Here is a 23,149-nt window from a genome sequence, read left to right on the forward strand (position 1 = left end):
GCGCCTGATCGGCACGTATCCGCGGCCTGCTCGGCACGCACCTGCGGCCTGCTCGGCACCGTCCGGCGGCCTGACTGGTCGCTCAGTGGCCCATTCGGCGGTACGGGGTACCCGGATCGACGCGCCGGTCCGGGGTGCCCGGACCGGCGCCGGCTGTGGCACGCTGGTCAGCGATGTCTGACCGCCGTACCCGCCCGACACGCCGTGACCACCCGACCGGGGCACGGAGCCGGTCGGCGCACCGCCGGCAGCGGCGGGACGCGTCGCGTACCCGCCGACGGCAGCTGCGGTGGCCGGTGCTGGCGGCGGCGCTGGTGACCGTGCTCGGGCTGGCGGCGATCGGGTTCGCGTTGCCCAAGGTCGGAGTGGGCGGCGATCGGGACGCGGTGGCCGCGCCACCCGGCGACACCACGGCGGCGACGCCCAGCGTCGAACCGCCCCCGACGACCGGCCCACCGCCGACCACCGCGCCACCCGCGCCGGTGCTGCGGCTGTCCGGCACGGCGCCGTCGGCCGGCAGCGGCGAGTTCGATTTCAGCTCGAAGCAGGGGAAGATCGCCGGTCGGTCCGGCACGCTGCGCCGTTACCGGGTGGCCGTGGAGATCGGCTCCGAGGAGGACGTCGAGGCGTTCGGTGACGCGGTGGAGAAGCTGCTCTCCGACGAACGGAGCTGGATCGGCGGCGGTCAGCTGCGCCTGCAGCGGGTGCCGGACCAGGCCGGCCACGACTTCACCGTCTACCTGGCCACGGCGCAGACCGCCGCCCGGATGTGCCAGGCCGGCTGGGTGGACATCCGGGTCGACGGCGAGCCGTACACCTCGTGTCGGGCGCAGGGCCAGGCGATCATCAACCTGGACCGCTGGCGGTTCTCGGTCGACCACTACGTCAGCGGCGAGGTCCCGCTCGACGTCTACCGGGCGTACGTGATCAATCATGAAGTCGGCCACGAGCTGGGCCACGGTCACGAGCGCTGTCCGGGGGAGGGCGAACCGGCCCCGGTGATGATGCCGCAGACCCTGTTCCTCGACGACTGTGTGGCCAATCCGTGGCCGTTCCTGGCTGGTAAGCAGTACTCCGGTCCCCCACTGTGATCGGTCCGCTCGGCTAATCGGCGGAGGACACGGGGCGTACGGTCGGATTGAATCCCTGAACCGATGGTCCCCGCGCGTCGTTCGGGCCTTACCGACATGACGTGACAATCTGGGCGGGTCAGGCCAGGGATTCGCGCCGGTTTGCCCCCTGTCGTGCACCAGTCCGACCGGCGCGGGTGGCGAAGCACGCCATGAGGGGCGGGCCACGATGCACGACCGACGACCAGTCACCGAGGAGCCGGAGCACCGGCCGGGCAACGGGCCGGAGCACGGGCCGGACCGCCAGCGGGATCACCGGACGGAGCGTCGACGGGCGGCCCGTCGCCGACGCCGCCGGGCCGGGGCACTCGTCCTGGTGACGATGGCGGCGGCGCTGATCGTCACCGACGTCCTGCGAGCCGGGCCCGACGCCACCGGGCTGCTGGCGGCGGCGGTACGCGAGCCCGGCCCCGGCGGCGGGGCGGCACCCGCCGGCAGCGCACCGCCGGACGGCGCCGGCCTGCCGCCCGCCTCGTCGCCGGCCCCGTCGCCAGCCAGCTACCCGGAGACCGGGCCGGGCACCTTCGGCTACCTCACCGGGACCGGCCCGCTGCTCGGCTGGGCCGGGGAACTCCGCCGGTTCCGGGTCGCCGTCGAGGACGGGACCGGCCAGCGCGCCGACGAGTTCGCCGCGATCGTCGACGCGACGCTCGGCGACGGACGCAGCTGGATCGCCTCCCGGCAGTTCCGGCTGCAGCGGGTGTCCCGGGTCGACGCGGCCGAGTTCACCATCTACCTGGCCACCCCGGGCACGTCGGAGCAGATGTGCGCCCTCGGTGGGCTGTCCACCGAGAAGTACACCTCATGCCGGCTGCCGGGCCAGGTGATCATCAATCTGGCGCGCTGGCTGGAGGCGGTGCCACATTACGACGGGACACTCGCCGAGTACCGCGCCTACGTGATCAACCACGAGGTCGGTCACCAGTTCGGCATGGGCCACGAACTCTGCCCGGCACCCGGCCGACCCGCTCCGGTGATGCAGCAGCAGACGTACGGGATGCAGGGCTGTGTGGCCAACGGCTGGCCGTACCTGGACGGTAAGCGGTACACCGGCCCACCGATGACCTGACCGGGAGCGACCGGTCCAGGGTGCCGGGTGGCGACCCGCGCCGGGAACGGCTATTCCCGGATCCCGGATGGCGGGCGGTGTCGCTACTCATGGCCGAGTCGGCGCGAAGCGAGCAACAATAGCGCAGCCAGCATTGCCGATCCCGGGGAGTTCACCGTGTCGTTGCCCCCGCTCGTCGAACCCGCCGCCGAGCTGACCGTCGATGAGATCCGCCGCTACTCGCGGCACCTCATCATCCCGGATGTCGGGGTTGACGGCCAGAAACGCCTCAAGAACGCCAAGGTGCTCTGCGTGGGCGCCGGCGGGCTCGGCTCACCCGCCCTGATGTACCTGGCCGCGGCCGGTGTCGGGACGCTGGGCATCGTCGACTTCGACACCGTCGACGAGTCGAACCTGCAGCGCCAGATCATCCACGGCCAGTCGGACATCGGCCGGTCCAAGGCCGAGTCGGCCGCGTCGTCGGTGCGGGAGATCAACCCGTACGTCAACATCCAGATCCACGACGTGTCGCTGGACAACGACAACGTCTTCGACATCTTCGGCCAGTACGACCTGATCCTCGACGGCACCGACAACTTCGCCACCCGCTACCTGGTCAACGACGCCTGCGTGCTGCTCGGCAAGCCGTACGTGTGGGGGTCGATCTACCGGTTCGACGGCCAGGTCAGCGTCTTCTGGGACCAGCACGGCCCGAACTACCGGGACCTCTACCCGGAGCCGCCGCCGCCCGGCATGGTGCCGTCCTGCGCCGAGGGCGGCGTACTCGGCGTGCTCTGCGCCTCGATCGGATCGATCATGGTGACCGAGGCGATCAAGCTGATCACCGGCATCGGTGACCCGCTGCTCGGCCGGCTGATGGTCTACGACGCACTGGAGATGACCTACCGGGTCATCAAGATCCGCAAGGACCCGAACGGCGAGCCGATCACCGGCCTGATCGACTACGACGACTTCTGCGGCGCGGTGTCGACCGAGGCCGAGGAGGCGGTCGTCGACTCCACGATCACCGCCCGCGAGCTGAAGGACTGGCAGGACGCCGGCAAGGACTTCTTCCTGGTCGACGTCCGGGAGCCGGCCGAGTACGAGATCGTCAAGATCCCCGGCTCGACGCTGATCCCCAAGGGCGAGTTCCTCAACGGCGAGGCGCTGGCGAAGCTGCCCCAGGGCCGGCAGATCGTGCTGCACTGCAAGTCCGGCGTACGGTCGGCCGAAGCCCTCGCCGCGGTCAAGGCCGCCGGTTTCGCCGACGCCGTGCACGTCCAGGGCGGGGTGCTCTCCTGGGTCAAGCAGATCGACCCGTCGCTGCCCAGCTACTGATCCAGCCCGCCGGCCACCACCCTGCTGGCCGCTGACGACGGCGCCGCCGGGGATCTGGTCCGTCCAGGTCCCCGGCCGGCTAGTTGACCTTGACTGAGTTACCGAGGCGGACCGGCGGACCCGGCGGTAGCCTGTCGTCCGTGGTCGATATGGATGCCGCCATCGGGTTCGTCGTCGCGCACGGCGACACCGTGGACCGGGCCCGGCTGTCCTGGTTGCGGACCGGGGCCGCCCCGCAGCCCGACGCACTCACCAGCGCCGAGGTCGGGCAGGCCCCGGACGGCGGCTGGCCCGCCTTCTGGGCCGGCGACGTCGCCTCGGTCGACGCCACCTGCTTCCGGCTCGCCGAACTGGACGACCTCGGCGCGCTCGACCGGCCACCGGCCCGCAAGGCGCTCGACTGGCTGGCCGCCCGGCAACGGGCCGACGGCAGCTGGGAAGAGGACGAGACCCTGGCCGCCGAGGCACCCGACTGGGCGCGGCCCGGCGACCCGGAGGCCACCTACTACCTGACCGCCAACGCCGGCTACTGGCTGAGCGTCGCCGACACCGACGGTGCCGGCGACCCCGGTCACCGCGCCGCCGCGCAGCGCGCCGCCCACTACCTGGCTGCCCAGATGCGCCCGGACGGCACCTGGCCGTCGTACCTGCTGGCCGGCTGGCTGGCCGCCGCCACCCTCTACCGGCAGACCATGTTCTACGAGTCGGCCCGGATGCAGGTGGTGCTCAACGACCGGCTCGCCACCATGGCCCCCGGTGACGTCGCCCAGCTGGCCGCCGCGCTGCGCCGGGCCGGCCTGGCCGACGACGACTGGCTGCTGACCAACGCCCGCCGTCGGCTGGCCACCACCCAGCGCAGCGACGGCGGCTGGGACAGCGACGCGGGCGACGCGTTCGAGGTGCACGTCGTCCTGGCCGCGATCCGCGCCTGCCGCTGACCGGGCCTGGCGGCGTGCGCGCCTGCCGTCGGGTGGGGTTACCCGCGCAGGTGGCCGTCGCCGGTGACCACGTACTTCGTCGAGGTCAGCTCCGGCAGCCCCATCGGCCCACGGGCGTGCAGCTTCTGGGTGGAGATGCCGATCTCCGCGCCGAAGCCGAACTGCCCGCCGTCGGTGAACCGGGTCGACGCGTTCACCATCACCGCCGCCGCGTCGACCCGGGCGGTGAACTCCCGGGCCGCGCTCGCCGAGTCGGTGACGATCGCCTCGGTGTGCCCGGTGCCGTACCGCTTGATGTGCGCCACCGCCGCGTCGAGTGAGCCGACGACGGCGACCGAGATGTCCGCCGACAGGTACTCGGTGGCGAAGTCCTCGTCCGTGGCCGGCACCACGTCAGCCGAGAACGCCGCGACCTCCGGGGTGCCGTGCACGGTCACATTCGCGTCACGCAGTTCCTTCAGCAGTTTCGGCAGGAACGCCGCCGCCACGTCCACGTGCACCAGCAGCGACTCGGCGGTGTTGCAGGTCGACAGCCGCTGCGTCTTCGAGTTGACCGCCACGGCGAGGGCCTTGTCCAGGTCGGCGGCGGCGTCGACGTACACGTGGCAGTTGCCGACGCCGGTCTCGATCACCGGCACCGTCGACTCCTCGACCACGGTGCGGATCAGGTCCGCCCCGCCCCGGGGGATCAGCACGTCGACCAGGCCGCGCGCCCGCATCAGCTCCTTGACCGAGTCCCGCGACGAGGCGTCCAGCAGCTGCACCGCGTCCGCCGGCAGGCCGACGCCGACCAGCGCGTCCCGCAGCACCTCGACGAGGATCGCGTTGGAGTGCGCCGCCGACGACGAGCCGCGCAGCAGCGCCGCGTTGCCCGACTTCAGGCAGATCCCGGCGGCGTCGACGGTCACGTTCGGCCGCGCCTCGTAGATGATGCCGACCACCCCGAACGGCACCCGCACCTGGCGCAGCTCCAGACCGTTGGGCAGCGTCGAGCCGCGTACCACCTCGCCGACCGGGTCGGCCAGGCCGGCCATCTCCCGCAGCGCCTGCGCCATGTCCTCAACGCGCTTCTCGTTGAGCGCCAGTCGGTCCAGGATCGCCGTCGACAGGCCGTTGGCCCGTCCGGCGTCCAGGTCGGCCGCGTTCGCGGCCACGATCTCGGCGGTACGGGCGACGAGCGCATCGGCCATCGCCAGCAACCCGGCGTCCTTGGTCGCCCGGGTTGCGGTGACCAGATCGTCGGCCGCCACCCGCGCCCGCTTGGCCTGCTCGGTCACGCTCATGGTCAGCTTCTCCTCGAATGTCGTGTGGTCACTCGATTGTCGTGTGGTCATAGGAGCACCAGGTCGTCACGGTGCACGACCTCCCGCTCATATCCTGGCCCCAGTGCCGCGGCCAGCTCACCGGTGGACCGGCCGAGCAGCGTCGGCAACTCCACCGCGTCGTAGTTGACCAGCCCACGGGCCACCGGCGCACCCGCCGCGTCGACCAGGTCGACCGGGTCGCCGGCGGTGAACGTACCGTCAACGGCGGTGATCCCGGCCGGCAGCAGCGACTTGCGGCGGGCCACCACCGCCTGCACCGCCCCGGGGTCCAGGTGCAGCCGGCCCCGGGGCGCGGTGGCGTGCGCCAGCCAGAACAGCCGGGCGGCGGGCCGGCGCTCCACCCGGTGGAACAGGGTGCCGACGGTGTCACCGCGCAATGCTTCGGCGGCGAGCGGGGCGGCGGTCAGCACCACCGGGATGCCGAATCCGGTGGCGATCCGGGCCGCCTCCACCTTGGTGACCATGCCGCCGGTGCCGACCCCGGCCCGTCCGGCCCTGCCGATCGCCACCCCGGCCAGGTCGGCGGCGTCGCGTACTTCGGTGATCCGTTCACTGGCCGGCTTCGCCGGGTCGCCGGTGTAGAGGGCGTCGACGTCGGAGAGCAGCACCAGCAGGTCGGCGTGGACCAGGGCGGCGACCAGGGCGGCCAGTCGGTCGTTGTCGCCGAACCGGATCTCGTCGGTGGCGACCGTGTCGTTCTCGTTGACGATCGGGACCGCGCCGAGGTCGAGCAGCTTGCGCAACGTCCGGTACGCGTTGCGGTAGTGCACCCGCCTGGTCACGTCGTCGACTGTCAGCAGCACCTGGCCGGTCGTCAGACCGTGCCGGGCCAGGCTGGCGGCGTACCGGCCGATCAGCAGCCCCTGCCCGACGCTGGCCGCCGCCTGCTGGGTGGCCAGGTCATTTGGGCGTCGGGTCAGCCCGAGCGGCGCGAGCCCGGCCGCGATCGCCCCGGAGGAGACGAGCACAACCTCCCGTCCGTCGTTCGTGAGGGAGGCGAGGACGTCGACGAGGGCGTCGACCCGGTCGCCGTCCAGTCCGCCCTCCGCTGTCGTGAGGGAGGATGAGCCGATCTTGACGACGACCCGCTTCGCCTGGGTAACTGCGGCACGCACGAGCCCCATTGTGCGCGCCGGCGTGCGCGTCGTCGGCCCGAGATCTCATATCGTGGCGCGCGTGACCCCGCAGGAGTACGTGGAGGAAGTGCTGGCGCTCGTCGAACGCATCCCAGCTGGGAAGGTCATGTCGTACGGCGCGGTCGCTGATGCGTTGTCTGAGCGCAGTCGGCGTTGTTCTGCCCGCCTGGTCGGGAACATCATGGCGCGGCACGGCTCCGCCGTCCCCTGGCACCGGGTGGTTTCGTCGGCCGGCCGGCTGCCGCCGGGGCATGAGGAGCGCGCCTCTGCTTTGCTGCGCGCCGAGGGTTGTCCGTTGCGCGGTGACGGCGTCGACATGAAAGCCGCCGCCTGGTACCCGCCGCAGTAAAGCGGGTGAGACCCGCGAGTGGAGGGCCGGGGTACGTAATTCTCGCGGAATTATGTACCCCAGCCCTCCACTCGACGCGGTCACCCGGCACGCTCGGCGATCGCCTGCCGTACTGTTTGGGGGATTTGTTCGCTTCGCCGGAGTACGTCGTCGGCGGTGAAGCGCAGTGCCAGCCAACCGGCGGCCCGCAGGGCGTTGAACCGGTGCACGTCCTTGCGGAAGGTGGCCTGCTCCCGGTGGTGGTCGCCTTCGTACTCGATGGCGATGCGCCACTGCGGGTACGCCAGGTCGACCCTGGCGATGAACTTCCCGCTGCCTGTCGAGCCTGCCGAGCTGGTTGTTGGGGCGACGACTTTGAACTGCGGGGTGGGCTTCGGCAGGCCGGCGTCGTGCAGCAGCAGCCGGAGCCGGCTCTCCATCGGTGACTCGCTCAACGGCTCAGCGAGGATCAGCAACTCGCGGAGCTGCTTTACCTGCCGTCGCCCCGGGTGGGCGTCGACGTACGCCGATAGTTGGGCTTTCGTGCAGGTCCGGCGGCGCAGGAGCGCGTCCAGGGCGACGAGCGCGTCGGCCCTTGGCAGCCGCCTACCCAGGTCGAAGGCGGTCCGGACGCCGGTGGTGATGGGCATCCCGGTGAGGGAAGTGACGTCATGCTCCCAGTTGAGGGCCAGGTTGGCGTACCGGATGCGGGGGTGCGGGTCTGGTCGAGCCTTGCTCGGTACGGCGACGTGCACGGGTGCTGGCACAGCGCCCTTGTGTGGCAGCAGGTCGACGCCCCAGAGAAAGGCGGCGCTCAGGCCGTAGATAGTCGCAATGGGTGGGAGACGGACTGCGACGGCGAGGCACCACATCCGGTGGTCGTTTGGCTGGTACGCGTCAGCATGCACGTAGACGTCGTGGAGCAGACGGCGCCAGGTCGGGCCGGCGAGCATCCGCTTGGTGAGCAGGCCGGCGGCGATCGCCTGGCTGCCGGCGAACGGTTCGACGGTCAACTCGCGGGGCACCTTGACGGGGCGGGCCATCCGGCAGAGCTTGCCGGCACACATGCATGCTTCGCTGCCCCGATCGTCGATCTGGTCGCGAATCCGACTCAAGAGTGAGGGGGAGTGGGCTGCTGGGAGGCTCCGGCCCGGTGCGGACGGTGGAGGGGCGGGAGCCGGTGGTGGTTTGGTGCAGGCGGGGCAGTCGATGACGGTGACTGGTGACTGCCCCGCCTGCGGGTGAGGTCGGCGCGGTCTCCCGCTGGTGGCGCCGAGCTGGCGGCGTGCGGTCAGATGTCGGCAGTCACCGCGGTGACTGCTCCGTCGAGGGTAGCGGCGGTGGCGATCAGCCTGGTGTGGTGCGGGCCGTCGGGCAGGTGGACTTCGCATCGCTGTGGAGTGAGCAGGACGGTGACGGCGGTGCCGGGGTGGTGGGTGGCGAGCGCGGTGAGCGCCGGCACCGGGTCGGGTAGGCCGTTGCCGGGCTGGGCATCGCCTGCGCCGTCGGGCTCACCTGGGCTGCTGTGGAGGTTGGTCGGCACCGGGATCGGGGTCGTCGGGTCGGCGGGCACGGTGGCGTCGGTGGCGTTGGGGAGGTACTCCAGGGCCTGCGCGATCGCCTTCGGCAGGCTGGGGCTGTGTGCCCCGGGATCCCAGCGGCCGAGGTGGCGGGTGGTGTCGGGTGGGGCAAAGCGGATCCCCCACCGCAGGCCCTGCACCTGGTACGGGATGCCGTCGTTGCGGCGGTGGTCGGCGACGCTGACGACCAGGGCCAGGTCGAGGGCGTACGCCAGTTTGACCACTGTGGCCAGGGGCGGCACTTTCGGTGGGCTGGCGTGCAGCATGATCCGCCCGCCGGGGTGCCCGTTGGTGACATTTTCGAGGTACGCGGTGACCGGGTTGCCGCCGGTGCGGTGCACGGTGGCGTAGCCGTGCAGCAGCTCGTGGTCGCGCAGGTGCATGGTGAGCCCGTCGAGGGTGGCCAGCTCGGTCGGGTCGAGGCCGATCTCGGTCAGCTGGTGGGCGAGCTGGTACTCCGGCGGGAGCTGGTGGATCGCCTTGCCGTTGGGGTGGTAGCCGATCCAGGGCGGTGCGGCTGGCGGCGTACCGCCGAGGGGTGGCCAGTTGAGGTGGCGGACCCGGCGGCGGCCGGCGGCGATGGTGACGGTCGCACCTTGATAGATGCGGTGGGTGCCGCCGCAGGTGCGGCAGCCACCGATCGGTTCGCAGTCGCAGTCTTCCCAGTGGGGCAGGTGAGTGCAGTCGGGGCAGCGCCGGTGTGGGATCGGTGGTCCCTGCCACGATGGTGGGGGCGGCTGCCAGGAGCGGGCCAGCCGCCCGCCGGAGCCGGTGCCGGTGCCGGTGTGAGTGTCGGCGGTGCGCAGGGTGGTGTGCCACCAGCGGCCGTCGCGCCAGATGGCGTGCGCGCCGGGGGTCGGCTCGCCGGTGAGCAGCGCGGAGCAGTCGGCGACGATGCGGCGTTCCAGCTGGTCGACGTCGACCGGTGGCGGGCCGAGGCTGATGCCGCTGGCCGGGCGCGGGGTCACGTAGTGGGCGGGGGCGTGCTGGCCGCGGTCGACCAGCTCGTAGCAGGCGCGGGCGACACTGACCCGGGTGGCGGCCTCGGCGAAGCTGCCGTAGCGGCCGGTGCCGGCGGGGACCGGGCTGCCGGGCAGTTCGAAGCGGACGTCCCAGCGGAAGCGGTCGCTGTCGGGGGCGAGTGGGTCGCGGCGGGCTTCGACGACCAGGTCGAGGCAGAGCAGTTCGGCGGTTTCGCAGAGTTCGCCGAGGCGGCGGGCCGGGTCGGGTGGTGGTGGGGCGGCGCTGCGGCCGTACCAGATCCGCCATGGTTCGTAGCCTTCGCCGGCGATCGGCCCGGCTTCGAGGGCGTGCCGTTGGTGGTCGGGCAGGTCGGGTTGCCAGCCGGCGGGCAGCTCCGCCCACGGGGCGAAGATGGGTTCGCCGGGTAGTTCGGGGTCGTAGACGTGGGCGGCGCCGACCCGGGCGGCGAGGTCGTCGACGACGGGTGCCAGGTCGAGGCACCAGAAGCGGCCGTCGTCGGTGCGGGTCGGGGTGACCGCGCCGGGTACGACGTTCGCCGACGCGACGGCGGCGGTGTCGATGTTGGCGACGGTGAGCACGAACTGGGCGCGGCGTTTGCCGGCCCCGCCGCAGCGCGGACAGGCTGCGGCGGGGCTGCCGTCGCAGCGGGGGCAGCTGACGACGGTGACGGTGTGGTGCGGGGTCGGGTCGTGGGTCACGACTGTCCCGCGTACCTGGTGGTGGTGCCGGCGCCGGTCCAGGCGGGCAGGTTGACGGTGGCCTGCGCAGCGCGGGCCTGGCTGGTCTGCCAGCGGCGGAGCGCGTCCTTGATCCGGTCGTTCTGCTCGTAGGTGCGGTCGAGTTCGGCGTAGACGACGCCGAGGTCGTGGGCGACCCGTTCGAGGAAGGCGGCGACTTCGCCGGGGTCCAGGCCGGGTCCGTGGGCCTTGCGGGTGACGGTCGGGAAGCGGTGGCTGCGGATCTGCCAGGGCCGGATCGGCCGGTACGCGGCGGGCCGCTGATTACGGCTACGACCATCGGCGGGTACGCGGTAGACACCGCTGCCGTTCGGCCAGTCGCGCGGTGGCGTGCCAGCCATGGTGCGGCGTTGCCGGCGCAGCCGCCAGCGTCGCCAGAGCTCTCGCATCACGTGTTCCTCCCCATTCCTTCGCTGCTGGTGTTCGGGTCTCGCGGTGTCGTGGGTGGGTCTGGACGGGGGTGGCCCTGCCGCTTGCCGATCCCGGCGGGGCCACCCCCACCCCGATCGCCGCAGCCCTCCTCGGCAGTACGGCGACCAGGGCAAACCTTCGGGGCCGGGACGCCCAACGGCGTGACCCGCTACACGCCCCGACCAGCCGCGTGGAGTCCTCTGAGGTTGGAGACCAAGGAGGAAACCTCGCACCGAGGAACCTAAGCGAAGTAGTTCGCTTAAGTCAACACCACTAGTTCGCTGTACCGGCATCTTGCTGCCTGAGCTGTCCGCGTGATCTCATGGCGGGTGGAGACCAAGGAGTGCCCATGCCCGCCACCAAGTGGGAGAAGCTTGCCGACCACATCCGCGCTCAGATCAAGAGCGGCGAACTGCGGCCCGGCGACAAGCTCCCGTCAACTGCCCAGCTCAAGGCCGAGCACAACGTCTCGGACTCGGTGATCCGCTACGCCATGCATGCACTGCGCACGGAGGGCCTGGTCGAGAGCGCCCATGGCGTTGGCGTCTTCGTCGCCGAACCCAAGTGACTGCCCCTTTAGTTGGGGCTGCAGAGCAGGGCGGTGAGATCGACATCCGCACACCTGACACCAGGATGAAGATCGGACGGTGGGCCGCCTGACGGGGTGAGGCGGCAGCTGGCACTGACCGGTATTGAGTAATCTTTGCTGCCACGCAAGGAGACGCCAATGCCTACCCGGCCGGACTATATCCGCATATCGGACGCGTACGGTGCTGCGATCGTCAGCGGCCAGCTCAAGCCTGGCGAGAAGCTGCCTTCGATCGCCGAGATGAGCAAGCGCTACAAGGTCGGTGCTACGACCATCAAGATGATCCTCGTACGGCTGGAAGCGCGCCGACTGGTCCGCCGTCATCAGGGCAAAGGCACGTTCGTTGAGCCTCGCGACCGGTGGCTGCTGCCCGATGGTGACGATGACGCTCGGCCGGAGTTCGAGTTCTGATGGTTCGGTGCTACTAACAAGTGGCGTACACCAAGCGGCCAGGGTCGTTATCGACCGGCAGGTGCGACGCAACCCATCCCCCTTCGTCGAGGCCCGACGTTGCCTGGCTGGCCCGATAGTTTATCTATGCTCGACAATCAATAGATCTCCTATCTTGTCGGACATGTGGCGAATACGTAGTTTCGAGGATCAACGGACGCAAGGGCTTCCGACGTGTATCTGACAGATCAACTTAGACTGCTGTCATCGCTATCTGTCCATCCCCGAGTAAGATGAGCAGTCCTCGTGTGTGGGTGGGAAAGGGACAACGAAGGGTAGTGGTGCCTTGCCTAGCAGAGCCTCTGTCATTAGGAGCGTGACGTCTGCCTCCGGGGTAACTACCCTTGCGTTGCTGGTAGTCGAGGCTATTGCGATATCGCTTGCGGTTTCGCTGACTGACAGTGATGGTGCTTTCCGGTACACCATGGGTATTCTCGCGTTGGTTATATTAATGTACTTCGTTCTGGCCCTGGTGAGACCGGAACTGATCGGAACGAAGCGCGGGGAACGAGTGCCACAACATCCCGGTGGGCGCTCCGGTCATGATTTGACGGCAGTAACTGAAGAGCCTGAAATCAAGTATGATATCTTCATATCGTCGCCTATGAGCTCGTTGGAGAGTATTGGATATGAAAAATTTCGAAAAGATATCCTAAGAGTAATGGAGGCAATTGAGACGCACTGTCGACTGCGCTGCTACTACTCGGGGAAGCATCGGCCGACTCTCGAAGATTTCGAGGCCACCGATGTTGGACTTCGTAATGATATGGAGGCAGTCAGGGCTAGTAGAAGGTTCTTGATGATATTTCCGGAAAGCATCGTGTCAAGTGCTTTGGTGGAGGCCGGGATGGCCCTGGCTCTAGGTAAGCCGGCGATCTACTTCACTGGACGGAATGTTTCCCTTCCGTTTATGCTCGAAGGTGCGGCGAACTCTACCAGTCGCAGACTACCGCCAACTCGACAGTATCGATTCAGTGACATCGAGCAGTTGATAAGGCAAATCAAGAACAATGGTAGAGATATTTTCGAGTAATGATCTCACGTCAAGGAGTTGGTTGAAGGATGCTCCCCGAAGAGGCTTTGGCAAAATTGCTCAAGCAGTCGAACCTTACTTTGGCAACCGCCGAATCTCTTACGGGCGGCCTGGTTGGTGAATTGATAACCTCAGTTCCTGGCGCGTCAAGTTTCTATCTCGGTGGAATGATTACGTACGCTACGGAGTCCAAATCTGAAGTGCTTGGCGTGGATCGCGATACGATCAGGGAGGAGGGACCGGTAAGCTGCAACACTGCCCGCCAGATGGCGGCGCGAATTAGAGAGAAATTTGGATCATCTATTGGTCTCGCAACCACTGGCGTAGCGGGTCCGACCATGCAGGATGGACATCCTGTTGGAACTCTTCATATAGGTTTTGCAGATAGTGTGGGTGATCAGTGCATCTCCTTGCGTAGTTCCCTGTCTGATCGTGTGGCTATCCGGAATTGGGCAGCGCGTGAGGCGCTGACGGTAGTTGTCAACAAACTTGCAAGCCCTTAAGGGAAGTTGCTCTGCAATATTCGGATAGGTGGTGGGTGATATCTCCGCCGTAAACCCGGCATCCAGTTGCCCCTGGCGGATTGGGAGAACCGCCGGGGTCGAAACTTCTTGGGGCAGGCATTTGGTGGTTGACGAAGGTCAGACAGGACCCCATTCCAGCCGATTGGGCCACAAGATGTCGAGCTGGGACAAACTCATCCAGCGCCAGGGGCCCTGGCTGATCGCGGGCGCTGCATCATTGGGGCACATCAGGGAAGCCGAGGGGTCAGATGCCTGATCTGCGAGACTATGTCGATATCCAGCTCGGCTCGGCCCGTGAGCAGTGGAGATCGATCGCCTCTCGCGTTCCAGTTCCCGGCAAGCGGCAAGTCGACTTCCTGCCGGTCGAGACCCTCATCTGCCTTGCCGTGGGCCTAGTTGTCGATCGTCGTCGGTACGGCGGAGGCACGGCGGACAACGCCGCCGAGCCCATACCGACGATCGCACGGCTGTTCTGCCGGCCAAACGGGAGCATTTTGGCGAAGATGGCCAATCTCGACGGCAGTCTGCGCAACGGTGCCAAGCATGAGGTCCAGGTCGCTGCTCAGTTGCTCGCCGAGCCTGGACAGCTCGGCGCTGTCTACCGGCTCCTGCTCACCGCCGCTCGCAGCGTCGGTATTGGGCCGGACGCTCTGCCAGACTTCCTCGGCCTGGCCGACGACGACGGCGATCTGCTCCTGATCGGCCAGCGTGAGCTGGACGAGACGGACGTCGCCGCCGCCGTTCGCCCGGCAGTGGATGTGTGGCGCGCTTCGCGGGCCGATCTGGACGAGCGGACCACGGAGCGTCTCCTGATGGCGGCCGTTCGGGTCGGCCAGCACCGGTTCGCCAGCGAAGTGTTGCGCAACCACGGGCATCAGTGCGTCTTCTGTGGCCTCTCGGTTTCGCTGCCGGAAAAGCGAGCGGCGCGGATGCTCGTCGCCAGCCACATCAAGCCGTGGCGGGCGTGCAGTCACGCCGAGCGGCTCGACGCACGCAACGGGCTGACTGCCTGCCCGACACACGACGTCGCGTTCGACACCGGGCTGTTGACCGTCAACGGTGGGTTGCGCATCCACGTCAAGCCCGTGCTCGCCGCAGCGGTCGAGACGGACCCTGCGACGCGAGCGGCCTTTGGTCGGCCACCCCTGGCCGAGCGGCTGCTGCTACCGGATGGCGCCCAGCCTCCGCACACCAAGTATCTGGCGTGGCATCGCCAGCACATCTTCGAGGAAGCGACGCACTGACCTCAGACGGCCGGCAACGGCAGTTGCTGGACGACCGCCCGGGGGCGGGACCGCTTCTGCTTCGTGTGGGCGTGGACGTGGTCGACGATGGCCGTCCCGACGGCCTCCGCGAGCCGAGGCGGGACGGCGTTGCCGATCAGACGGCCGAGCGGCGCGAACTGGACGGGCTGATCGGGGGCCACGAACTCGTACTCCTCCGGGAAGCTCTGCAAGATCGCGGCCTCCCGCAGCGTGAGGGCCCGGTCCTGCTCGGGGTGCCCGAATCGGCCGGCGCCGTAGTTGTACGCGAGCGTAGTGATCGTCGGTGCGGGCTCGTCCCATGCCATCCGGGCGTACACGTTGCGGAAGGTCGACCCGGAGGCCTTGCGATGGCAGGGCGCGCGTAGCTCTTCGTCCCACTGCTCCCACGTACCGCCCGGCTTGGACTGCCTGATCCGGTCGAGATTCGTGTCGCTCAGACTCCGGCACTTGTGCAGCGGGTCGTCGGCCGCGGCCTGCCCGTGCTCCACTGGAGTGAGGCCCCCGATTCGTTGGCGGACAGTGACGTACTCCGAGCTGGGGACCGTGCCCTTAGGAACCGCGATCGGGCCGAGCAACGAGGCGACCAGGACCATGCGCCGCCGGCGCTGCGGCACCCCGTACGCGGGGCAGAAGCACGACGAGTGATCGACCGAGTAGCCGAGCTCGCGCAGCCCGGCTACGAACTTGCGGAAGATCGCGGTGCTGACGATCCGTGGCACGTTCTCCATCGTGACGATCTCGGGCAGCGTGCCCGCGATCAGGCGGAGCATCTCGTCGACGAGGGGCCACTGGGCCTCCTGCGAGGTGTCGACGCCACGACGGTACGAGGAGAAGGGCTGGCATGGCGCGCACCCGGCGAGGACCCGGACGGACTTACCGGGCCACATCGCGGCAAGCTCGTCGGCGGTGAGCTCACGGACGTCGCGGCGGTGGAACGGCGCATCGATGTTCGCGCGGAACGGGTAGTCGCAGCTGTCGTCGACGTCGACCCCGGCGGCGACGTGGATGCCGGCCTTCAAGAGACCGTACGAAAGCCCGCCGACTCCGCAGAACAGGTCGACAGCGGAGATCTTGACAGGTCGGGCGGCCATGCTGGGATCCTAGTGGATCAAACCAGGAGAGCGTACGCCCCGGGCCGTCGCCTGTGTGGTGCCGCGCCCGATCCTCGACAGGCTCAAGATCCGTAGTGGACTGTGTGTCGACCAGGGTGTTCGGAACGTTCTCGGGGTCGACTTGCCAGCTGGATGACGTACCGTCGTGATTTCGACTGTGAATCTCGTACGTTCGTCTCGGTCGGCCTCGGCCGACGCGCGGGCCGCGGCGAGTGGCACGTGGTCTTACCTGCATGAAAAGGTCGAACTGGTTGCCATCCGAGCGGACAACGACCTCCGTCGACGCTCGAACATATGTATGAGAATCGTTTTCTTGTCGGTGTTCGTCCCTATCATGGTGCCACTCGTGATCGAGGAGGCGAACGTCATGGCGATGGTCCGGTCGGCAGCGCGGCAGACGAGGCGTGAATCGACCAACGTTAACAAGGCTCATGTCGACGAGTTGCGTGCGATCCTCGAACAGCATGGAGCTGAACAAGCCCGCAATCTAGTGGGCAACTTTGCGAATCGCCACCAGATCAGCCACCACGACGTGGATGCACTTTTGAACGGGCTGACCAGGGGCCCGGAGGAGCGGCCGGCCGGTGTAGAGCCGGGCGGACCTGCTGCCGGCGACCTTGATCTCGATCATGGGCCGGTCGAGCCTGTCGGCCTCGCCGAGATGTCGACCGACGACGACGCCTTGGATTGGATGTTCGCGGACGAGCCACCCCTGCCAGCTCCGCGACCAGCCAGCGATGTCGTCGGGCGAGCGCTCGACGATCTCCTGGGAGACTGGGAGAGGAAGGGCGGGCAGCTGACGCGCGACGAGGTGTCGCGATTGGCCGTTCAGCGCAAACTCTCCCTGGTGCAGCATGGCGAGCTGCTCGATCGGCTAGCGGAGGCCGGCGTCGAGCTGCCAGTGGCAGCTGGCGCGCGGCCCATCAAAGCCAAGTCGGATGCCGCCGTTACTCGAGGTGATGGGGATGCGGTACGTCTGTACATACGGCAGATCGGCCGCTATCCGCTGATCAACGCCGTGCGCGAGGTGGAGCTTTGGTCATCGATCTCGCAAGGTGTGGCCGCCCAGCAGCGACTCGACGACGCCGACCAAACAGGGTTGACCCCTGGGCTTCGACAACGGCTGCAGGAACAAGCGGTGGAGGGTCGACGGGCGCACGCTGAGCTCGTCTGTGCCAACCTACGTCTGGTCGTCTCCATAGCCAAGCTGAAGCAGTACGAAGGCTGTGGTGTCGAGTTCGCCGACCGTATCCAGGACGGCAACACTGGATTGATGCGAGCGGCCGACAAGTTCGACGGATCAAAGGGCTTCAAGTTTTCCACCTATGCGTCCTGGTGGATCAGGCAAGCGATTGATCGGGGCATCGGCGACCGTGGAAGAACGATCCGCATTCCTGTGCACATGTACGAGAAGTTGCGAAGGGTCAGGGCAATCAAGCTGAAGCTGGCCGACCGATTTGGTCGCGAGCCGACGCTGTCGGAGATGTGTGAGCGGACCGGGCTCGAGCCGGGGCAGGCGCAGGCCGCGCTTGATCTGCTGCAACCAGTTCGTAGCATCGATCAATTGATTGGAGAAGATGGCGACTTTCGACTTTCCGACGTTCTGGCGGTCGATGGGGAACGCGACGGTCGGGCTGATCCGGCAGAGATTGTGATGTACTCGGTTTTCCAAGCCGAAATCGCTAGGGCCGTGAAAATTGTTCTCCGGCCTCGGGAGGTTGAGATAATTAGGCGTAGGTTTGGTATTGGTAACGGCGAAGAGGAAACGCTTGACCGGATCGGGGTGCACTTCAATATCACCCGAGAGCGCATTCGGCAGCTGCTGGGGAAGTCGCTGGCCAAGCTCAGGGAAAGCCCTGATGTGCAGAGCCTTCGTTCATATCTAATCGATGATTCGCGAGCGGGAGCTGACGGTGCTTCAGCAGGGAGGTGGGCTTCGTGACTAGCTCAGGGGTTCAGAGTCTGGAGCAGGCGTGCGAGGCGTTCGTTGCCTGGCTCGACCGTCGGGTGATCGCGGCCGGCCGTGGTGACGGCCTGGAACGACTGGAGGTCGCTCCGTCCGGCACCTTCTGGCTCGGGCGGCTGTCCTGCGAGGACGAGGTCAAGGACGGACTCAACGACGACCGTTCGGAACGGCTGGATCCGTGTGCGATCGGGATCAGACTGCGTCCGGCCGGCGGGCCGCCCTGGTCGATGTCCGTCACGGTGCGGGCACGCGCCTGGGGCAAGGACGAGGCGAAGGATCCAGATCCGAGAGGCCGCTGGTGGCGGAGCGATCTCGTCGAGGAGGTCGTCTCGGTGTTGGTCGACAGCGCCGGTACAGAGGCCGGATCGAAACAGCTCGAGGACGCCTTCGCCGCCGTCGGCGTGCCCGGGCTGTCGGCGAAGGTCAAGGTCGACGTCGAGGACTGGCACAAGCAGACCGAGCTGGTCGTGCAGCTGGTCAACACCAGCCCGATCAAGGCGCCTGGCTTGGCCGACTCCCATCTTTTCGAGACGCAGATCGAAGTGCGCGGCTTGCCAACCGTGCCGTTTCAGCTGGAGGCGCTGCCCGACAGCTTCCGGTACGACCGCCAGGTGCCTGCCTACGGCGTGAACGTCGGCGTCGAGGTGCTGGAGTCCGACGTCTTCCGTACGACCGACACGGTGACGGTGCAGACCTTCCGGCCGACGTACTGGAACGGTGCCGAGGCGCCGCCGGATCTGTCGTTCGCGACGCTGGCAGCCGATCCGATCCCGCAGCTGTCCGCGCTCGTGAGCGCGCTGGCGGGGTACGACGACGCGCACTGGTCGCCGTCGGTGCTCGACGCCCGGCAGGCGGCCGAAGGCTGGACCACGGAGATGCGGGGCGAGGCGGACCGGTCGGCGTCGGAGGTCTTCGGCGAGCTGGACCGGCTCCGCGCCGGTCTTGAGCTGCTGCGCGCCCGACCGGAGCTGTGCCGTGCCTTCCAGCTGATGAACAAGGCGATCGCCCGCAGCGCCCAAGGGCGCGGATACGACACGTGGCGGCCGTTCCAGATCGGCTTCCTGCTGGCAACGGTTCGGTTCCTGATCGAGCGGGACGAGGAAGCCGAGTACGTCGACACCGTCTGGTTTGCCACGGGTGGTGGCAAGACCGAGACGTATCTGGGTCTGCTGCTCACGGCGGCCTTCTTCGACCGGCTGACGGGTAAGACGATAGGGGTTACGGCCTGGTCGCGGTTCCCGCTGCGGCTGCTCAGCCTGCAGCAGACCCAGCGGTTCGCTGACGCGCTCGCAGGCGCCGAAATGGTCCGCCAGGAAGAGAAGGTGGGAGGCAAGCCGTTCAGCCTGGGCTTCCTCGTAGGTCAAGCGGGCACACCCAACAAGGTGGTTCCGACGACCGAGAAAGACGAGATCACTCCGGACAGCCCTGGTATGCCGGACAAGTACCAGGTCTTGCTGCACTGCCCGTTCTGTCGGGCGGAGAAGCTGACGATGCGGTTCGACCGCAAACGGTGGATGCTCGAACACCGCTGCACCAACACCGACTGCCCCAACGGCAGCCGCCCGCTTCCGATGTACGTGGTCGACCAGGAGGTGTTCCGCTTCCTGCCGACGGTCGTCGTCGGGACCTTGGACAAGGCGGCGTCGATCGGCATGCAGCAGGCGATGCGCGGCCTGGTTGGTCCGCCGCAGAAGCTGTGCTCGGTGCCCTGGCACGGGTTCACCTACGCCCAGCGGTCGTCGTCGCCCAACGGGTGCCTGGTGCCGGACTGCCAAGGCGGGCCGCTGCTCAAGGACCTGCCGATGGACGGCGAGCGGTTCGGACCGTCGTTGCGGCTGCAGGACGAGCTGCACCTGCTGCGGGACAGCCTTGGGGCGGTCGACTCCCATTACGAGAGCCTGCTGGATCACCTGCAGCAGAGGCTGTGCGGCTCTCGGGCGAAGATCGTCGCCAGTAGCGCGACGCTGACCGGCTACGAGCATCAGGTCGACGTGCTCTATCGCCGGCGCGGCCGCGTGTTTCCGCAGCCCGGTCCGCGTGCCGGCGAATCGTTCTGGACGATGTCGACCGACCAGCCACTGCGGCGCTTCGTGGCGGTCGCGCCGCGCGGCGTCACGCTGGAGCACGTCAGCGACCGGACCTTGGACACGCTGCAGCGCTGCATCCGCGAACTCAAGGACGAACCGGCGAGGGTTTGCGCGGACGCCGGAGTCGATACGCAGCACGTCGACAAGCTCGTCAGCCTGTACGGCACGGACGTCGTGTACGGCACCACTCTCTACGACGTGGAGGCCGCCGGGCGGAGCCTGGGCAGCAACAACACCGTGTCGGGCATCAACGTCGAGCAGCTCACCGGCCAGACCGACTTCGACGAGGTGCGAGAGATCCTCGACCGTCTGGACCACCCGGAGCCGAACTTCGACGACCGCATTCACGTGATCGCAGCCAGCTCGATGCTCTCGCACGGCGTCGACGTCGACCGACTCAACACGATGGTGATGCTGGGGTTGCCGCTGACCACCGCCGAGTTCATCCAGACGACGGCCCGGGTCGGCCGGCGGCACCCCGGTTTGGTCTACGTGCTGCACAAGATCGGCCGGGAGCGGGACGCCCAGACCTTCCGGCACTTCGGCCCCTACGTCCGACAGGGTGACCGGTTCGTCGACGCGATCCCGATCACCCGACGCAGCCGGAGGGTGCTGGATCTGACGATTCCGGGTGTCGTCGGTGCGCGAACGTTGATGATCCGCGAACCGGCGAGCAAACAGAGACTCAGCACACCGGCGAACCTGCGCGGCTACGCCCGTGACTCCGGGATGACTCCCGCTGGCGAGGCCGCCGACATCGCGGCGCTGCTCGGGTTCGACGACGTAGCGGATCCGCTGCACTGTGAGCAGATCGCGCAGTGGATGAGAGAGTGGTTCGCGGATCTCGAAGATCCGAGCACTCGGGCACGATTCACCAGTGAACTCGGACCCCGGCAACCGATGAGGAGCCTCCGCGACGTCGAGGCCAGCGCACCGATCCACGAAGACAGGCGGTCGTGATGAAGCCTCTCGCATCTCGCAGCGGCAGCCAGATCCTGCGGACCTTCCTGCCCGAGCAGACGGTCGACTTGCGCGGCGACATCTACCGGGTCACCGAATGGTCGGCACCTAGCCCGATAGAGGTCGACACCGATCTGTTGCGCCGGCATCTGCTAGGGGAGATCGCCGCGTGGGCGGTCAAGGACAACGACGACGGGATGGGTGGCGAGCTGCTCCGCAAGGCGCCGGTCGAGGTCGTGGAGCTGGACGACCGACGCGGCGTAACGGTCGAACGGTATCCCCAGGTGTGGCTGTGCCGGGTCTGCAAGCGCATCGGCAAATCGTCGGACCGAGCCTGCAGGTGCGGGCAGCGCGGCAAATGGGGCCAGCTGCACTTCGTGGGCATCCACGACTGCGGGGCGATCTACGAACCGTGGATCCGGCGCTGCAAGGAGCACGACGATGTCAAGGTCGTGATTCCGAAGAGCGCCAAGGCGGCCGACATCAGCTTCGTCTGCCCCACTTGCAGCAAGCAGACGATGCAAGGGCTTGGCTTCAACCGGCCCTGCGACTGCGGCAAAGGCACCGTACGGTGGAACGTCCATAAGGCGCGCACCGTCTACACCCCGCGCAGCACGGTGCTCATCAACCCGCCCAGGCCGGAGCACCGGGAGGGCCTGAAGCTCGCCGGTGGTGCTCGCAAGGCGCTCGTCTGGGTCGTCGAAGGGCTGACCGCCGACCGCCCTGCCGATGTGAGCTCGCTGCCAACCCGCGAAGAACTTGTCGAGCAACTCGTGGCCTCTGGTCTTGATCGTGCGATTGCGGAGAACGCCGCAAACAGCGCCGAGCGGGATGGAGGGCTCGCCAAGCCGGGCGCGCATCCGATCGACCGGCTGTCGGGACATCGGCGCGAGACGGCCGAACGCGAAGCTGCCGACATCGCGATGGCGCTGGCCGAGAGCCGATTGCCGACGACCAAGCTGGGCGGATCGGGGGTCGGTGGCGCCCTCGCCGCTCGCTACCGTGACAGCTACCCGGCGGCGCTAACTCGGGCTGGCGTGGCCGGGCTGGACCTGGTCGACCGGTTCCCGGTGCTCAATGCGATGTACGGCTACACCCGTGGTGACGACGACCCGGCGAAGTGCCGGTTGCGGCCGTTCCGCCGTAAGAGGGGCGGCTACCGGCTGTACGGCAACCTCGCCGAGACGGAGGCGTTCCTGATTCGGCTGGATCCGCTGCGGGTGGCGACCTGGCTCTCCGGGCGCGGCCACCGGCTTTCGGGCTGGAAAGTCGGAGACCAGGACGAGGTTGCGGCGCGGGTCGCGGTGCTGGAGTCGGCGGTGGTGCCGTCGAAGCGCGACGATCCGTCCGACGGCTCACCCGGCACCGACCTTCTCAAGCTGGTGCACACCTACGCTCACCGGTTCATTCGCCAGACAGCGGTCTTTTCCGGCATCGAACGCGATGCGCTCAGCGAGTACCTGTTGCCTGGACATTTGGCGTTCTTCGTGTACGCCGGCGCCAAGGGTGACTTCGTGCTCGGCGGCATGCAAGCGGTGTTCGAGTCCAACCTCGACGACCTGATGCACACCTTCGTCGACGCGGAGCACCGGTGCCCGCTGGACCCGGGTTGCAGTCGGGGCAGCGGGGCGTGCAGTGCCTGCGTACATCTGGGTGAGCCGTCGTGCCGGTTCTTCAACCGCTTCCTCGATCGGGGGGTGTTGTTCGGTCAGGGCGGCTACCTGCGGATACGGCCCGAGGAGTGACGGCCAGCAGCCGCCGCCACTGCGCTTCGACTCGGTCGGCGGCGGCTGCGGTCGCCTCGTGCTCCCACACGTGCAGCACGGTCCAGCCCAGGTCGGCCAGTGCCGCGTCCTTCGCACGGTCGCGGGCGACGTTGCGGTCCAGCTTCGCCTGCCACCAGTCTCGGTTGTTGCGCGGCAGGGTGCCGTGTTCGGGGCAGCAGTGCCAGAAGCAGCCGTCGACGAAGACCGCCAGCCGCGCTCGGGTGAAGACCACGTCGGGCCGGCCCGGCAGCCGCGCGTCGTGGATGCGGAAGCGCAGCCCACGGCGGTGCAGTTCGCGGCGCAACAACAGCTCGGGCTTGGTCGAGGTGCGGGGTTGACGGCGGAGTCGGGCCGACGTGGCGGCATCGAGCGGTACGGGCAAGGGGGACTTTCGGCCCATCTCTCCAACCTATCTGGGGACGTTCCGTTAGATCACAGGCAG

General features: G+C 68.1%; 20 protein-coding genes. 13 read left to right on the forward strand and 7 right to left on the reverse strand.

Annotated elements, in window-relative coordinates; all coding sequences use genetic code 11:
* Positions 1–173 precede the first annotated feature (173 nt).
* The 4 genes from ACN27J_RS24270 to ACN27J_RS24285 all read left to right on the forward strand — a co-directional run bounded on the left by ACN27J_RS24270 (position 174) and on the right by ACN27J_RS24285 (position 4,454).
* On the forward strand, positions 174–1,091 hold the full coding sequence (locus tag ACN27J_RS24270; RefSeq protein ID WP_421369795.1) for a DUF3152 domain-containing protein: 918 nt from the start codon (positions 174–176) through the stop codon (positions 1,089–1,091).
* Between the two features lie 208 nt (positions 1,092–1,299).
* Positions 1,300–2,199: a DUF3152 domain-containing protein gene (locus tag ACN27J_RS24275; protein ID WP_421369797.1), complete on the forward strand. Its 900-nt coding sequence runs from the start codon at positions 1,300–1,302 to the stop codon at positions 2,197–2,199.
* A 156-nt stretch (positions 2,200–2,355) separates the two neighbouring features.
* Positions 2,356–3,516: an adenylyltransferase/sulfurtransferase MoeZ gene (moeZ, locus tag ACN27J_RS24280; RefSeq protein WP_421369799.1), complete on the forward strand. Its 1,161-nt coding sequence runs from the start codon at positions 2,356–2,358 to the stop codon at positions 3,514–3,516.
* A gap of 149 nt (positions 3,517–3,665) precedes the next feature.
* A complete protein-coding gene (locus ACN27J_RS24285; protein ID WP_421372431.1) occupies positions 3,666–4,454 on the forward strand; it encodes a prenyltransferase/squalene oxidase repeat-containing protein in 789 nt (262 codons plus the stop codon).
* A gap of 38 nt (positions 4,455–4,492) precedes the next feature.
* On the opposite strand, the gene ACN27J_RS24290 is transcribed toward ACN27J_RS24285, so the two are convergent.
* Together ACN27J_RS24290 and proB are read right to left on the reverse strand one after the other, a co-directional pair.
* Positions 4,493–5,737, reverse strand: a complete 1,245-nt coding sequence (locus ACN27J_RS24290) for a glutamate-5-semialdehyde dehydrogenase (RefSeq protein ID WP_421369800.1) — start codon at positions 5,735–5,737, stop codon at positions 4,493–4,495.
* 47 nt (positions 5,738–5,784) lie between these two features.
* Positions 5,785–6,894 (reverse strand): glutamate 5-kinase, encoded by a 1,110-nt coding sequence (proB, locus tag ACN27J_RS24295; protein ID WP_282233471.1) that lies wholly within the window; start codon positions 6,892–6,894, stop codon positions 5,785–5,787.
* Between the two features lie 61 nt (positions 6,895–6,955).
* Between proB and ACN27J_RS24300 the strand changes: the two genes are divergently transcribed.
* Positions 6,956–7,264, forward strand: coding sequence for an MGMT family protein (locus ACN27J_RS24300; RefSeq protein WP_421369802.1), 309 nt, complete (start codon positions 6,956–6,958; stop codon positions 7,262–7,264).
* Between the two features lie 80 nt (positions 7,265–7,344).
* Here ACN27J_RS24300 and ACN27J_RS24305 read toward each other — a convergent pair whose 3' ends face one another.
* The 3 genes from ACN27J_RS24305 to ACN27J_RS24315 form a co-directional block, all read right to left on the reverse strand.
* Positions 7,345–8,286, reverse strand: coding sequence for a DUF559 domain-containing protein (locus ACN27J_RS24305; protein WP_421369804.1), 942 nt, complete (start codon positions 8,284–8,286; stop codon positions 7,345–7,347).
* 248 nt (positions 8,287–8,534) lie between these two features.
* Positions 8,535–10,505 carry a hypothetical protein gene (locus tag ACN27J_RS24310; protein WP_421369806.1) on the reverse strand — a complete coding sequence of 657 codons (1,971 nt, stop codon included), beginning with the start codon at positions 10,503–10,505 and terminating at the stop codon, positions 8,535–8,537.
* Complete coding sequence (locus tag ACN27J_RS24315) at positions 10,502–10,933, reverse strand: DivIVA domain-containing protein (protein ID WP_421369808.1); 432 nt, start codon at positions 10,931–10,933, stop codon at positions 10,502–10,504. The genes ACN27J_RS24310 and ACN27J_RS24315 overlap by 4 nt, the downstream gene beginning before the upstream one ends.
* 371 nt (positions 10,934–11,304) lie before the next feature.
* On the opposite strand from ACN27J_RS24315, the gene ACN27J_RS24320 reads away from it, so the two are divergent.
* From ACN27J_RS24320 to ACN27J_RS24340, 5 genes are all read left to right on the forward strand, one after another.
* On the forward strand, positions 11,305–11,523 hold the full coding sequence (locus tag ACN27J_RS24320; RefSeq protein ID WP_421369810.1) for a winged helix-turn-helix domain-containing protein: 219 nt from the start codon (positions 11,305–11,307) through the stop codon (positions 11,521–11,523).
* Between the two features lie 159 nt (positions 11,524–11,682).
* On the forward strand, positions 11,683–11,955 hold the full coding sequence (locus ACN27J_RS24325) for a winged helix-turn-helix domain-containing protein (protein WP_421369812.1): 273 nt from the start codon (positions 11,683–11,685) through the stop codon (positions 11,953–11,955).
* 355 nt (positions 11,956–12,310) lie between these two features.
* Positions 12,311–13,027 carry a hypothetical protein gene (locus tag ACN27J_RS24330; RefSeq protein ID WP_421369814.1) on the forward strand — a complete coding sequence of 239 codons (717 nt, stop codon included), beginning with the start codon at positions 12,311–12,313 and terminating at the stop codon, positions 13,025–13,027.
* Positions 13,028–13,056: 29 nt separating this feature from the next.
* On the forward strand, positions 13,057–13,530 hold the full coding sequence (locus ACN27J_RS24335; protein ID WP_421369816.1) for a CinA family protein: 474 nt from the start codon (positions 13,057–13,059) through the stop codon (positions 13,528–13,530).
* A 269-nt stretch (positions 13,531–13,799) separates the two neighbouring features.
* Positions 13,800–14,795, forward strand: coding sequence for an HNH endonuclease (locus ACN27J_RS24340; RefSeq protein WP_421369818.1), 996 nt, complete (start codon positions 13,800–13,802; stop codon positions 14,793–14,795).
* A 2-nt stretch (positions 14,796–14,797) separates the two neighbouring features.
* Here the strand turns inward: ACN27J_RS24340 and ACN27J_RS24345 are convergent, their stop codons facing one another.
* The gene (locus ACN27J_RS24345) at positions 14,798–15,907 is read right to left on the reverse strand and encodes a DNA cytosine methyltransferase (RefSeq protein WP_421369820.1); all 1,110 of its coding nucleotides are present in this window, start codon (positions 15,905–15,907) and stop codon (positions 14,798–14,800) included.
* Positions 15,908–16,247: 340 nt separating this feature from the next.
* Here ACN27J_RS24345 and ACN27J_RS24350 point away from each other — a divergent pair, with 340 nt between their 5' ends.
* From ACN27J_RS24350 to ACN27J_RS24360, 3 genes are read left to right on the forward strand one after another with little or no spacing between them, the layout of a single operon-like run.
* Complete coding sequence (locus ACN27J_RS24350) at positions 16,248–17,870, forward strand: sigma-70 family RNA polymerase sigma factor (RefSeq protein WP_421372433.1); 1,623 nt, start codon at positions 16,248–16,250, stop codon at positions 17,868–17,870.
* Positions 17,867–20,941: a helicase-related protein gene (locus ACN27J_RS24355; protein WP_421369822.1), complete on the forward strand. Its 3,075-nt coding sequence runs from the start codon at positions 17,867–17,869 to the stop codon at positions 20,939–20,941. The genes ACN27J_RS24350 and ACN27J_RS24355 overlap by 4 nt, the downstream gene beginning before the upstream one ends.
* The gene (locus tag ACN27J_RS24360) at positions 20,941–22,686 is read left to right on the forward strand and encodes a hypothetical protein (RefSeq protein ID WP_421369823.1); all 1,746 of its coding nucleotides are present in this window, start codon (positions 20,941–20,943) and stop codon (positions 22,684–22,686) included. Before ACN27J_RS24355 ends, ACN27J_RS24360 begins: the two co-directional genes overlap by 1 nt.
* On the opposite strand, the gene ACN27J_RS24365 is transcribed toward ACN27J_RS24360, so the two are convergent.
* Positions 22,616–23,107 (reverse strand): very short patch repair endonuclease, encoded by a 492-nt coding sequence (locus tag ACN27J_RS24365; RefSeq protein ID WP_421369825.1) that lies wholly within the window; start codon positions 23,105–23,107, stop codon positions 22,616–22,618. The two genes, ACN27J_RS24360 and ACN27J_RS24365, sit on opposite strands and share 71 nt — an antisense overlap.
* Positions 23,108–23,149 lie beyond the last annotated feature (42 nt).

This window comes from Solwaraspora sp. WMMB762 (assembly GCF_049179115.1).
GTDB lineage: Bacteria > Actinomycetota > Actinomycetes > Mycobacteriales > Micromonosporaceae > Micromonospora_E.

Coding starts and splice junctions, on each gene's coding strand:
- ACN27J_RS24315 (WP_421369808.1), bottom strand. CDS start 10,933: ATGCGAGAGCTCTGGCGACGCTGGCGGCTGCGCCGGCAACGCCGCACC.
- ACN27J_RS24340 (WP_421369818.1), top strand. CDS start 13,800: ATGCCTGATCTGCGAGACTATGTCGATATCCAGCTCGGCTCGGCCCGT.
- ACN27J_RS24345 (WP_421369820.1), bottom strand. CDS start 15,907: ATGGCCGCCCGACCTGTCAAGATCTCCGCTGTCGACCTGTTCTGCGGA.
- ACN27J_RS24365 (WP_421369825.1), bottom strand. CDS start 23,107: ATGGGCCGAAAGTCCCCCTTGCCCGTACCGCTCGATGCCGCCACGTCG.
- ACN27J_RS24275 (WP_421369797.1), top strand. CDS start 1,300: ATGCACGACCGACGACCAGTCACCGAGGAGCCGGAGCACCGGCCGGGC.
- ACN27J_RS24335 (WP_421369816.1), top strand. CDS start 13,057: ATGCTCCCCGAAGAGGCTTTGGCAAAATTGCTCAAGCAGTCGAACCTT.
- ACN27J_RS24290 (WP_421369800.1), bottom strand. CDS start 5,737: ATGAGCGTGACCGAGCAGGCCAAGCGGGCGCGGGTGGCGGCCGACGAT.
- ACN27J_RS24325 (WP_421369812.1), top strand. CDS start 11,683: ATGCCTACCCGGCCGGACTATATCCGCATATCGGACGCGTACGGTGCT.
- ACN27J_RS24270 (WP_421369795.1), top strand. CDS start 174: ATGTCTGACCGCCGTACCCGCCCGACACGCCGTGACCACCCGACCGGG.
- ACN27J_RS24285 (WP_421372431.1), top strand. CDS start 3,666: ATGGATGCCGCCATCGGGTTCGTCGTCGCGCACGGCGACACCGTGGAC.
- ACN27J_RS24360 (WP_421369823.1), top strand. CDS start 20,941: ATGAAGCCTCTCGCATCTCGCAGCGGCAGCCAGATCCTGCGGACCTTC.
- ACN27J_RS24305 (WP_421369804.1), bottom strand. CDS start 8,286: ATGGCCCGCCCCGTCAAGGTGCCCCGCGAGTTGACCGTCGAACCGTTC.
- ACN27J_RS24320 (WP_421369810.1), top strand. CDS start 11,305: ATGCCCGCCACCAAGTGGGAGAAGCTTGCCGACCACATCCGCGCTCAG.